Source organism: Caldanaerovirga acetigignens, assembly GCF_900142995.1.
Taxonomy (GTDB): Bacteria; Bacillota; Thermosediminibacteria; order Thermosediminibacterales; family Thermosediminibacteraceae; genus Fervidicola; species Fervidicola acetigignens.
The window spans coordinates 1-12,832 of record NZ_FRCR01000024.1 but is presented as its reverse complement, the minus strand read 5'-3'; the positions used below and the strand labels follow the sequence as shown (position 1 = coordinate 12,832).

General features: G+C 33.9%; 13 protein-coding genes and 2 pseudogenes. 13 read left to right on the top strand and 2 right to left on the bottom strand.

The annotated features are described in order from the left end of the window. Nucleotides 1–191 precede the first annotated feature (191 nt). The 7 genes and pseudogenes from BUB66_RS11535 to BUB66_RS12575 form a co-directional block, all read left to right on the top strand. Complete coding sequence (locus BUB66_RS11535; protein WP_073258656.1) at nt 192–407, top strand: hypothetical protein; 216 nt, start codon at nt 192–194, stop codon at nt 405–407. Between the two features lie 178 nt (nt 408–585). Then, the gene (locus BUB66_RS11530) at nt 586–1,110 is read left to right on the top strand and encodes a hypothetical protein (RefSeq protein WP_073258654.1); all 525 of its coding nucleotides are present in this window, start codon (nt 586–588) and stop codon (nt 1,108–1,110) included. A gap of 19 nt (nt 1,111–1,129) precedes the next feature. After that, entirely contained in the window at nt 1,130–1,846 is a 717-nt protein-coding gene (locus tag BUB66_RS11525) for a SurA N-terminal domain-containing protein (RefSeq protein ID WP_073258652.1), read from the top strand. An 812-nt stretch (nt 1,847–2,658) separates the two neighbouring features. Further along, nucleotides 2,659–3,237 (top strand): hypothetical protein, encoded by a 579-nt coding sequence (locus BUB66_RS11520; RefSeq protein WP_073258650.1) that lies wholly within the window; start codon nt 2,659–2,661, stop codon nt 3,235–3,237. Next, complete coding sequence (locus tag BUB66_RS11515) at nt 3,182–3,670, top strand: hypothetical protein (RefSeq protein ID WP_143156285.1); 489 nt, start codon at nt 3,182–3,184, stop codon at nt 3,668–3,670. Before BUB66_RS11520 ends, BUB66_RS11515 begins: the two co-directional genes overlap by 56 nt. Before the next feature lie 20 nt (nt 3,671–3,690). Then, a complete protein-coding gene (locus BUB66_RS11510; RefSeq protein WP_073258646.1) occupies nt 3,691–4,518 on the top strand; it encodes a copper amine oxidase N-terminal domain-containing protein in 828 nt (275 codons plus the stop codon). 109 nt (nt 4,519–4,627) lie between these two features. After that, nucleotides 4,628–4,848, top strand: a pseudogene (locus BUB66_RS12575) (transposase); the annotation flags it as partial. A gap of 596 nt (nt 4,849–5,444) precedes the next feature. On the opposite strand, the gene BUB66_RS11500 reads toward BUB66_RS12575, so the two are convergent. Beyond that, entirely contained in the window at nt 5,445–5,651 is a 207-nt protein-coding gene (locus BUB66_RS11500) for a hypothetical protein (protein ID WP_073258644.1), read from the bottom strand. A 627-nt stretch (nt 5,652–6,278) separates the two neighbouring features. Between BUB66_RS11500 and BUB66_RS11495 the strand changes: the two genes are divergently transcribed. From BUB66_RS11495 to BUB66_RS11465, 6 genes are all read left to right on the top strand, one after another. Then, nucleotides 6,279–6,995: a hypothetical protein gene (locus BUB66_RS11495; RefSeq protein WP_073258642.1), complete on the top strand. Its 717-nt coding sequence runs from the start codon at nt 6,279–6,281 to the stop codon at nt 6,993–6,995. Beyond that, nucleotides 6,982–7,521, top strand: a complete 540-nt coding sequence (locus tag BUB66_RS11490) for a hypothetical protein (protein WP_073258640.1) — start codon at nt 6,982–6,984, stop codon at nt 7,519–7,521. Before BUB66_RS11495 ends, BUB66_RS11490 begins: the two co-directional genes overlap by 14 nt. Nucleotides 7,522–8,330: 809 nt before the next feature. Next, the gene (locus tag BUB66_RS12080; protein WP_143156284.1) at nt 8,331–8,561 is read left to right on the top strand and encodes a hypothetical protein; all 231 of its coding nucleotides are present in this window, start codon (nt 8,331–8,333) and stop codon (nt 8,559–8,561) included. A 367-nt stretch (nt 8,562–8,928) separates the two neighbouring features. Beyond that, entirely contained in the window at nt 8,929–9,453 is a 525-nt protein-coding gene (locus BUB66_RS11475) for a hypothetical protein (RefSeq protein ID WP_073258634.1), read from the top strand. A gap of 154 nt (nt 9,454–9,607) precedes the next feature. Then, a complete protein-coding gene (locus tag BUB66_RS11470) occupies nt 9,608–10,447 on the top strand; it encodes a hypothetical protein (protein WP_073258632.1) in 840 nt (279 codons plus the stop codon). Between the two features lie 423 nt (nt 10,448–10,870). Beyond that, complete coding sequence (locus BUB66_RS11465; protein ID WP_073258630.1) at nt 10,871–11,206, top strand: hypothetical protein; 336 nt, start codon at nt 10,871–10,873, stop codon at nt 11,204–11,206. Between the two features lie 726 nt (nt 11,207–11,932). On the opposite strand, the pseudogene BUB66_RS12815 reads toward BUB66_RS11465, so the two are convergent. Further along, nucleotides 11,933–12,832 (bottom strand): annotated as a pseudogene (locus tag BUB66_RS12815) (DDE-type integrase/transposase/recombinase); the annotation flags it as partial.

Here is a 12,832-nt window from a genome sequence, read left to right as displayed (position 1 = left end):
TTTTCAACTAAAGGGAAATTTTTGGAGGCATAAAACGACTATTTTATAGAGGGAAAAATTAAAAGGGGGATGGTTTTTATGAGTTACAGTCCGCTTAAATTGATCTCAATTTTGATCTTAATCTTAAGCCTTTGGGAATGGTTCGGTAGAAATTTAACGGTTATACTCAGTGCAATAGAATATGCGACAAAGTGGTTGTAAAGCTGGTCTTACAGAAATATACCGGTTCTTCATGGGTAGATGTGGCTTCATATACCTTTACTAATTACGACACCGATTACGTTGAGGGAGGAAAAGTGGTTTTGGTGGAAAGGGGTAAGTATTACAGAGTAAAAAGCTATCACTATGCATATGATGGTATATCTGATTCAACGTTCGCGATAACCGATAAGATTTATGTAAAATAATTCACTTAATGGACGTATTCCGCCAAAAAGAAATTGATGTGCTTTATCATGAAAACAAACAAATTGAATAATATTACAAGCAAACCAATATTTTTTGAAATTTGGTGAAATGTTACACTTTTGTAATGATAGTGGATACCTAAAATCTACCAAATTATTTAATGGAGGTAGAAGATTTATGAAGAGTTTATTTAAAAGTATGTGTATTTTTTGTATTTCGTTGTTAATGGTATTAGCTTTACCTGTGCAAATAGCAAAAGCAGACGAGTACGCATATAATGAAGCGAAATATCTTCAAATTTGGACATACACTGATCAAGGAGGATTTCTTTGGCCATTTAAACAAACTATTGTAGCCAGAGTAGGTTATCATTATAAGGATAATGGCAACAATTTCTCCGTTACAAAAAGTACTCTTGATGGAATTGCGGTAAACGGGAAGAATTATCCCTTTGACACAGAAATTGTATTTTTGAGATATATAAAGTGGTATAAAAATGGTTCTTTATATAAAGAGTTGACTAGTTTTACTAGCCCCTACCCGATCATATATGACCAAAATGATGTTTTTTCATTTGGAGAAAATTCTACTAGTATTACTTTATTCCAAAATGACACATGGTACCAATTAGGTCAAATAGAGGTATATGCATCTCCAACCATAGAAATGTGGAGATTATACAATGTGACAAATTATAATTAAATAAAGGAGTTTGATGAAAATGTTTAAAAAAATAAATCTTATTTTAGGTACGATTTTTTTGGTAGCTATTATTTTAACTACTATAACTTATGCGAATGTTGATAAGTGGTATTCATTGGGTCAAAAAGTCGCACTTTTAAAAAATGACCCAAATAGGGAAGTAATCGCTAGAATAAATGGTAAAGAAATTACTAAAAACGATCTTGAGATAGGATTATTAATCGAGCAACAAAAATACGAGTATCAGACAAAAAAATATGAAAGCATAACACAGCAGGCTGGTGAGAATGTTTTGATACCTCCTCCCCAAAAAGCAAGTCCGGATGAGTTGCTTGATAGGTTTATAGATAATGAAGTTTTATATCAGGAAGCCAAATCCCAAGGTTTAGAAGTCTCATACGAGGAAGCTAAAAAATATGCGGAAGAAGTAAGAAAATCAATAAATGATGCATGTGCAGGTAAAATCGAAGTTGCCGATCGACAAGAATTTATGGAGATTCAAAACTATATAAAACAATACATCAAAGGCTTAGGGCTTAGTGAGGACGAATACTGGAATAAGCTTATCCCTGGATATCAAAAATTTTTATCTATTGGTAAATTAAAAGAAAAAATATTATCCTCGATGCCAGAAGAAGAAAGAAGAGATCCGGCGAAGGTTCATTCATATTTTGAACAATACAAAAATAATCTAAGGAAAAAATATAATATTGAAATACTTCAAAAGAGTTTCTGATTGAAACATTCTTACTGGGACGAAGCTCCTTCATAACCTCGTTAAATAGCTTCTTCGATAACCTTTATCTGTTCTTCATTGTTTTACTATCACAGAGAGTATCGTTATGCTTTTGCTTGGAATAGGTATAACTCTTCTTTTCACAAAAAATATGGTTTCGATGGCGGTTGTGATAGGTTTTTGTTATTCAACTTTAATGTATGCATTTAGACGCACAACCTTTCGCCATTATTATAAGGGGAAGCCTTTGTTAACGAGCGTGGAATTAAATCCATTGTGATTACATTACTTATATTGATGCTTCCTATTACAGTGTATAGGTTATATACCTTAGTTGGAATAATGGAATAATCAAAAATAAATTTTATAGCTAAAATAATTTGTTTAATGATTGATAAAAGTCATTGAAGAGTGGTTATTCATATTAAGCGACAAATGTGCCCTTGGAGTCTCAAAAGTAATTATAGAAGCTCTTGCCGAGCTTCTATAATTGTTTATTGCATAATTAATTAAAATACCGCCTTTGAAATAATCGTTAATCTTATTATAAAAAAATTTTAAGCTAAAGGGAACGTTTTGCTGGCATAAAACGACTATATTATAGAGGGAAAAATTAAGAGGAACGTTTAATTTATCAGCTTCTGGTTCGCTGAAAATGGGTCAATTTAAATCCGCTTATTGGCAGTTTAAAATATTAATGATGATTCTATTATGAGTTATTGGGTTTTAAAACAGACGTAAAATTTAGAGAAAACTAAGATATTAGGAGTTTTGTTTAGTTAATCAAAAAATAAGAAGGGGGAGAAGTTGTAATGTTATTAAAAAAATTAATAGTTTTTTTGATAATAAGTTGTTTAATTCTTACAACAAGTGTTTTTGCATTACCACAAAATAATTTTCAACAGTTACAATTAAAAAGTGAGAATGAAATTATGGAGAAAGTGATGCAAAATCTAGAAAATGGTGAAGAAAAGGAAAATGTAATATATATTGATGAAAACGACAATGTTTATTCAAATAAAGTAGAACTTAAACGAATATATCATAAATATGAAGTAAACAGTAATAAGAGATCTTTTAAAATGAATAATATAGAGTATGCCTTACCACTAGAATGTCAAATAAGAAAAAATATTAATCAAGTAGATGCCCAATATCTAATAATACAAAGTGGTACGGGAGCATATAGAAGGATATTATCCAAATCTGGTTATAGAAAAGTGGAAGGTTATGCATTAACTACGAATAACATAAAGATAGTACCTCACACTGAAGGTGCACCAAATACAGTCCCTTATTTGTATCTTGGAGGACGTACTAGCGACGGAGGCGAAATTGACGCTGGAATATTATATGACATTACAACAAAAACATGGGTGCCTTTTTTTTAAACAAGCGGGTGATAGTATGGAAGGTTTCCGTGGAAGTGAAAGTCCTTGGGGGAACGGCATAACACCAGGAACTCAGGTTTTTCTGAGATTTTATGTTAGTGCTCCGAATGAGGTAGTGTTATATGTAAGTACACCAGATGGAAAAAACCTCACCATTGTTCGCAAGGTTAAAAGGGGTACCTGGAATCAAAATGGGAGCGGAGTACAAATGAAGAGAGTAACATCTCTTGCTCAGCAGTATGATGACTTTGATACAGGGGAATATTTCCTTGGGAGTAAATGGGTTAATCTGCAGATTGCCACCTTTTCGACGATGACGTTATGGGATTCGTCAAAAACGGGAAGTAGAACGACTTATCCTGATGCAACTATAGTAAAAGTAAATACTATTCATCAGGATTATGAAGAAGCAGTAGATATCGATTATAGATAATAAAGTGGAGGTGAGTAAGGATGATAAAAAAACTTCCCTTATACCTATTAATAGTCTGTGTCCTATTTGTCTTTCAGCCTGTTATAAAAGCGGACGATATAAACTACGATGATATCAAACTGCTTTACGTAGGACCTTACGTGGATTATGGCCCCTTCAAAAGTAGTGAACCAAAAGTATTAGAAAACGTTCCAAGATATATATTTCCTTATGTGGATCAGAGGCCGTTTATAAAAAATGGCAAAACATATTTGCCTTTGAGGTTGATTTTCGATATTCTTGGTTATCATGTTTATTGGAAAAAAGACGACGGGAGCATAGCTATATATAACGAGCAGGAGAAAATGGTTTTAAATACTTCCACAAAAAAAATAACTATAGGCGATAAGGTTTTCGACATCCCGCTGCTTCTCGTGAACGACCGATATTTTATACCACTGAGGGATTTTTCTAAGGTATCAGGAGACAGTATAATGTGGGACGAAGATACAAGGACGGTCATATACGTCAAAAAAGGAAGCAAATTTATGAAACCATCTGTTACCATAACAAAAGTAGAATATGATACGGCAAGCAATTATGCTGAAGTCAGTTGCATAGTTAAAAATACATCGGGTGAAACCATTCCTAAAACTAAATTGGTTGCAATAGGGGATACGGTAGGAGGACGGTCGCTTACTTTTGCGACGGATTTTTACAGAAATAGGGATAAAGACATTATAGAGAACGAATTAATACCTCTTTCCTTTTTAGTAGAAAAAGGGACGTATAACATAATAATAGTAGGTGTTTACGACAAGGATTCATACTTAAAAGGAATAAGTTTTTCTATAGGGAATCTTCCTTAAATGGTAGAGTTTCCTTGATCCTTCGTATTTGTCTTTTTCTTTAAATGAGAGGTGATAGCTTGAGCAAAAAAAAAAGAAAATTAGCGGTATTAGAGTTTTCTGAGCGGATAGGAAAAGGCTTCGAACTACAAATGCTTTAGAGCGGCCAAACGAAGAGATACGCCAAAGTTGAAGGTTTAAGGATATTTGCCAACCGCAAATCAGCTATACGTCTAATTGGAGGTATTGCTTATGGAACAGGACGAAAAATGGAATTCTGGCAAAAAATACTTGGATATGACCGAATACTTTGAGTGGCATAAAGAAAACTACCAAAAAAGTAAAAGAAAAAGTAGTTTCGATAAGTTAAACTTTTATCACCTGATTCTAACAAGAGGGAATTTTACACAAAAAATTGGACTTGATCTATACTTTTTACTGTCTGCATGTACTTATTTAGGGGTAATAAGTGTTGAAGTACAGTATAAAAAACCGTACGAAATTACCGAACCGTATGTAAAAGACTGGATAAATGAAGTTAAAGATAAAGAAGGAGATTTTTTCTAGCAAAATCTAAGATAGAAGGTAAAGAAATTTATTATCTATACTTAAAACCACGTTCTTTGAATATGGACACTGGTAAACAAAACATGTATATCAAAGTTGCAATAAAAAGGGGTGTAAATAATCCAGAAGATACAAGAATTTTTATAATTAAACCGAGAATAGAAAAATAAGAGCCATTGTTATTAATGGTAAAGTTATACCTACAAAATCTATACGATAAATAGGCGTAAATGAGTAAGAATGGACGACCGAAGCTTTGGAGATGAACCAATTTTTCAGCAATATCTTAAAATAAGCGAAGAATTCCACGAAGGATTGGGCGAGGTGAATGTAAAGTTCTCCTAAGGCCTCATGCTTTCAGCTACCCGGATTATATCCCCTTAGCTTAATCTCCTGGTGATTATAAAATAAATCGAGCCATTTTCGTATAAAAGCTGCCTTAAGCCGCTTTTTTTGAAATGAATGAGCGTGGCTCCAGAACCTTTTATGCTGAGGTCTTTTAGTTCTGCGTCATTTGTCCGGCAATTGTGAGAAATATCCGCTTCCCGCGCTATAGAAAATTCTTCAATCCTGAGTTCCTCTTCCATTCGTTTTCTATAAATTAAGGTAAAAAACCTTTCCCTCGTCGGAAATCTTCGCACCGTAGAAACTGTACCACTCCGGCAGATATTCCGGAACTGCAATGCAAAAGTCTAACTTTTTCCGCACTTCATCAATAGAGATAAGAAAATTTTTTTGTGTTTCATAGTTTTCGGCGGCTGTCTTTCCGGAAAAGCTCGTTATATTATCAGTATTTCCTTACAACGTTGAAAAAACTTTGAATCGGCCATCACCTCTTTGCCGGCATTCCCGCATACATCCCCATAAAAAACCTCCAAGACAAAAGCTGCTTAGGCCATTTTTTTCGTGATGGTCATTTTTTTGTCCTTTTGGGCCTCCAATTCTTTTTTTATTCTGAACCATACCTCATCTTCGATATGTTTACGTGTCTATTATAAAAAAATTTTATTCTAAGGGAACTTTTTGACATCATAAAACGACTATATTATAGAGGAAAAAGATTATGTTGACCAGCAACAAAACTTTTTTAAGGAGGCGGTACCCCTATTTTTTAAGTAAACACGGGGAAAGGGGTGAGAGCTATGAAAGGTTAGCATTCGAATAAGGATATCGAAAAAATTAAATGTTTTACTTTAATGCGGGAGGGATTAAAAGTGAATTTATTAAAAAAATTATCTATAATGGCTTTTCTATTCGTGTTTTCTTTAAGTAACGCATTAGCAGAGCCTGTTGATAAAAACTTACCAAGTGCAAAAGATGATAGAATTATATTGAAATCTCAAATAATTATTCCGCCTCAATTAGATTCTTATAGGGAAATAGGAGTGGAATATGTAGATCCGGGTTACGGAACCGTAAAAATAGAAGATGTTTTGACAAACGAAGTTGGATATATTAATGGGACGCCGAGAAAAAGTTTTACCAACTTCGAAACTTTTAAATATGCTTCAATATTGATAATTAAGGCAGTGCCTGGTCTTGGGGATATATACAGAAGAGGAGAAGAAATATACAATGCGTTAAAGGCTATTTATACGGATTTGTCAAAAATAGACCCTTACAAGAGAGTAGAAACGGAAACAAAGTACACATACAGGGATTTTTACCATGACCTATATGTTTGGGACTACAGCAAAACGTGGAAAAATGTGGGCTATAGCCTGAGCAGATATTATTATAAGTATTACAAGATATGGTATTTTAACACGGATATTGGCGAATTTAGATGGAGGGATTATGCTTTTAGTCATCAAAATGGTTATCCCCCTGAAGTTATAGCAAAAGCTCCAAATTATATGAAATACAATGTGTTAAGTCAATTAGCATACGAGGCATGGATAATGGGGAGAAAATATTATGAAACCTATTAAAAAATTAATTATCATTTATCTTCTTTTCTCTTTTTTATTGTTAACTGGATGCCAATATTTTGCCGATCCTTTCCTCCCAGACGTTTCCTTCGTAATAGACAGAATAAATTCAGGAGCTAGTGAAATAGATTATGAAAAATACATAAAAATTGAAATGTATAAATCTCGATTGCTTTTCGATCATACCACAGAAGAAGGCGGCCCGGATGATGAAGCCTGCAACCTGATATATGAATTTAGAGTAATAAATATTTCAGATGAAACTATTAAAGTAAATTTAAAAAGGTTCGTTCCTCCGGAGTTAAATCAAATAATTATTGCTGGCCAACAAACGGAAATGTTTTCACCTCATGAATATATTGTATTGAAACCAGGGGAAAGAATTCATGCCGAAGGAGGAGTATTGATGAGGCACTATAATAAACTTTCAGAAGAAGAAAAGGAGATATTCAATAAATATAAAGATACCCTTTATTTCGAGTTAAGGATCAACGGGAAGAAAGCTTACGTTAAAGTTTCTAGTTAAGACTGATTATGCTGGCCCCGGTTATTTAGACTTAAACGACTAGTACTTCCCAGCCCGCATTATTTCTTAAAAATTCTTCGTAAAATTTGTTTGGCGTTATATATTCCAGCGATTGATGGGGGCCTTTATTTATATTTTCTACATACAGCAATTTTGGTGTATAAGGGCTTTCATCTTTAGCAATAATAGCAAGTTTTATATATAGCTCCCTGGTATAAAAGAGGGGCTTTAAGTATTTGTCAGGTTTTCAATTGGGAAGAATGCTTATGGAATAATGCTACTAGGACATATGCTTGAGTGTGTGGGAGAGGTAACTTCCATTACGGTTTTGAATACGAGGGTGTGGGGTTAGTAATCCAAAAAACTATATGTTTGTTAATATTTATATGTTTGCAGATCCTGAGGGGTATGTTTATAGAGGAGTTGATGCTTTATTAATAAGAACTATTGTGGGCAATCGAAGTAAACAATAGAATATTGTCACTTTATTGAAGGATTGAACAGCGAATGTGCTTTCTTTATAACAAATTTGTTTTAGTTTCTTCTCTCCTATTTGTTATTTTGTTTACCGTTAATCTTTATAAACCATTTACTGCTTTGGAATTGATCAAGGCAATTATTAGCGGACTTCTATTGGGAATAATTGTAGGAATGATTTTGTATGTTTTGTTTAGATGGAAAAAATCAGCATAAGGAGCGGGGAAAACCCGTTCTTTTTTTTATTAAAAAATTTTCAATTTCAGGGAACTTTTTGGCAGCATAAAACGACTATTTTTATAGAGGAGAAAATTAAAAGGGGGATGGTTTTTATGAGTTACAGGCCGCTTAAATTGATCTCAATTTTGATCTTAATCTTAAGCCTTTGTTTCCCGGTCTTTGCAGCGTCACCCGAGAAAACCGAGAGGGATTACGCAGTATCACATAACATAAGAGGCCTTTCCGAGGATATAAATGGATATTATACCGAGCAAGAAGACTATTTGATAGATATCTGGCACTGCCGCATCCAGGATCAGAGGAATGGTTCGGTAGAAATTTAACGGTTATACTCAGTGCAATAGAATATGCGACAAAGTGGTTGTAAAGCTTGTCTTACAGAAGTATACGGGTTCTTCATGGGTAGATGTGGCTTCATATACCTTTACTTATAAGCTGTTTGAATGTCCTTTTAATAGTAGAGGGTAAAATTCTATTTGAAGGGGAGTGAGACCATTGGGCTAGTAACTTATTTGTTTACCTGTATGGGAAGGGGCTACCATTGGTAAAAGCTTGAAAATAACCTTAACTAAAGCCTTTAAAAAAACTGAATCTTGTTCCCAAGAAGTTTTTAAAGGAGAAAAAATAGTTACTCTATTAAATGTTCTCTCAACGATATCCAAAAATTTAATAAAAAGGGGGATAATCTGAATGTTAAATAAGAAAAATGTATCTTTATTAGTAATAGTTTGTTTATTAATGATAATAAACTGCAATTTGGCGTTCGCTGATAATGGTAATCTAATAAAACCGAATGATGCGGGGGGATATTGGGAGTATTGGAAAGTAGCAGAGGTAGGAAGTCAATATTGGACGTATAGCTCTTGGGAAATCGGAGCTTCAGGGACTGGTTATAAAGGCGATTCAATAGCTTATGGTGAACAAAAATCTTGGAGTAGCACCTATTCTGGAACGCTTAAATGTTCAAAAATTGAAATTGAGGCATCAGTAGGATATAGTTTTACTAATAGCGGTTCTCAATGGGCATCATATACAGCATATTTTGAGTACGATGGTCAGTATATAGAAATACAAGTGAGAAGTGTATATAAAACCAAAAGTGTAAAACAACAAAAGTGGATTCATAATGATGGGTATGATGTTCCAACAGGAGAATATGCATATGTGTATCCCAAAGGTTGGGATCACTGGGATTATAGAGCTGTGAAATATTAAAAATAACATACTTAAATGATGTTTTTAGCTGAGGCTCGTAAGTATACACGGAGGTCGTATAATTTTTTTACAAATTTGTGTGCGCTCCTCATATTTAATGTTGAAAGAGGAGGGGGGTAACCGCCCCCTCTTCTAGATTGGAGGGATTACCATCGTGAAGAAAAAAAATACAGTTACAATAGCGCTGGTTATGATTTTAATAGCAAGTATTATTTTCTTAATCTATCGCCAGCGTAAAAGCACTGAGGCCGAACTTTTTTTAAATGATTGGGAAGGATATATATGTGCGAGTAATAATGAAGTTTTTCTATTGCAGATTCCCTGGTTCGTAATAAATAAAGATATAAAATTAAGTGAAATCAAATTTGATTTGTTAAATTTACCTGATACAGCAGAGATAATCAAAAAAGATATTGAGTTGCGATATTCGAGAGAAAATATATCGCAGTATTTAATAAACTTTTATATAAAGATCAAAACACCGCATTTATATAAAAACGACAATCTTAATTTGATAATAGAAAAAAGTAATGTTAAGGATATAATTCCTTTGGGAAGATGGGTTTTTGAAATTATACCGTATGAGCAAAATGAATTAAGGATTCGTGAGCATATAACCATGTCTAGTGGTAAAAATATAGATTATCCATATTATATGTTTGTAGTGGAGAACAAGAGCAACCAACCGGTAACTCTGAATGATATAGCTTACGATTCTCCCAATTTAACCAAAATAAATATCAAATATGACGATAACGCAACATTAGAAAATAACGAATGGAAGGATTTCCCCATCGGTGGGTTGACTTTAGCGCCTTTTTCTTCCAAGGCCGTAGCTGTTTTTATGGAATCAAAAAATCCCCAGAAACTATATGCCCTTAAACCTAAGATAATATATTCGATTAATGATAAAATCTTTGAGATGCCTGGGGATATGTATCTTGTTATAATTTCAATGTCAAAAGAAGATATTATAAGAAAAGCAATGAGATGAATGTGTTTTTTGCAAGAGAAAATTTCACATTTTTGAATACCCATTTTGCAAAGATTTTTCTCCTATGGCTGGAGTAAAATTATACATATTTTGTGTTTTTAAAATACTATTGGATTCCGAACACGGTTTTTAAATTCTAAACCTCATATAATTCAAAAAATTTTTAATAAAGAAGGATGTATGGGGATGTCAACAATGAAGGGAAAAGTGACCAAGGAAAAAAATAAAGGATATAGTAAAGAAATTTTTTGAACAGTGGGTTATTAAAAAGGTCTCCTGTTTGCTCTTTATAAAGTGCGAGGGAAATAAATTAATAAAATAAAATCAGAGGTGTGTTAACATGGAGCCTCAATGATTTGGTTTATTTAATGTGCTTTAGCAGGGTCGAGGAAGAATTATTATATTTGGAAAGAGGGTGTTTTAATGCCTACAAGACTTGTTAAACAGGCAACAACTTATTTTACTCCTGTAGAATTTGCTGATTATATCAATCGGGAAGGTGGATATGATTACTCCGATTTTGGGGCAGCTTTTGCTGCATTAGGATTGACAGTGGTTTCAACTTTTTGCGGTCATTACATTTCAGAAAAAGCGGCTTTTGCTATCAATGCTTTATCGATAGGATTAACAGTTCAAACGTTAATAGGTATGATATTTGAAAATGATGATGTCAGAAAAAGAAATGAAATTTGTCAAAAGATGGTACGTGACGGTGGTAGGGCTAAAGTAATTACATCTGTTTATGAATATTCCAAATGAATATCAATGGATAACTGATTAGAAGAAAGTCGGGCACAGATATATTTTCTGTACCCAAGTTTCGGATTTTAATTTCAATATAGAAACTGACGATAGATAATGAAAAAAGCTATAATATTAATTACTACAAATATTATAATGAAAATTTCAATAATTTTACATTTCTTATAACATAAATAGTCATAAAAAAAATATCCGGCTGCTATAGCATACAGTAACCAAGTCCAGTATTGCATAGTTTTCCATATTTTTAATTTTTGCGGTATTTCTGTTATCAAGATACTGGGACCCTTTAAATAATTGAGTAGTAATATCAGAAAAGCAAGTACCAAATTTATGAGGAATATCAAGTTTATTTTTCTTCTATGCATTTTTCACCCCCATTTCTTTGTAAATACTTTCTCTACCCCTTTTTATTCCATTATATCATCCCATTTCGCCGTTCATACCCCAAAATCCGCCAGTCGTTCTAACACGGCAGGAAATAATTAAAAAGTGTAGAAGATAATGAAGGAAAAAATAGGGTAGCGTCAAATAAGAATATGAGGATTCCCTAAAATATGGAAATTGTAGGTAGTAGCTGGCAAATCAAAAAAGCAAAAGGAGCTGATAAACCAAAGTTAAAGAAAATAAAATAAAGGAGCTTTAACGGAAAAAAAGGCATACTTCACCCTTGCGGTAAAAAGACTGCTTTTAAATTCAGTCTAGTTTACCGTATAAAGATTGTCAAGATTTCTGAGTTTGATTAGACTCAACAATCCACTGAATCAGTTTGGCCCAATTATCGACTTTTTTACCATGCTTATCTTTAAGAGGTACAGGTACTTTGCCATTGAAAGCCTCATGAGGCTTTAAGTGATTGTAGTAAAGCTGATACAGCAAGGCATGAGCTACAGCACCTTCAAAAGAACTAAAAGACTTATGGCGCTTGTAATGAGCCTTGTATGAACCAAATAAGCGCTCTAGACGGTTTTTGTATGGCCTATAGGTATGCGGGTCGCCTTCACACCTATAACCACAAGGCCTGACAAAGGAAGATGAATAGACTTAACCAATGGGGCAAGCTTAGAGGCTAAGGAAACTACCCAATTTTGGACAGTTTCGCGAGAGACTTGAACTTGCCATATTTGCTTTACAGCAGAAACAGTCTGTCTCAAAGAAAGCCCAAGACCCACGTATAAATTGACAGTTAAAATTCTTTCTGGTTTTATCTTTGCTGAGAGCATAGCCGCAGAAAGGGCAGCGATAAGTAGGATGGGACTTTTTAGGGGCAGGCCTAGAAGGAGCCCACTGGTGTTTACACACTTTACACTGAAGCTTTTGGAAGTCTTCAGGATCTTTACCGAAGCTATACAGGTAATCGGCAGGAGCACCACAAACCGGGCACTTATCGATATCTACACTAAGCGGTTTAATACGTTTGACGGGAGAAATAGGCTTACCCTGTGCTTCGGCCTCAGCGAGGATTTTTCTGTAATCTTTTTTCTCGACAACGGGCAAAGGGTCTTTTAAAGGAGATAAGATTTTGTAACTTGAAGGTTGAAGGTTAGCAGGTGGTTCGATATCGACTTTAAAATGTTTAACAGCGAACAGGAAGACTTTCAGTAAAAAATTTAATAAACTAGC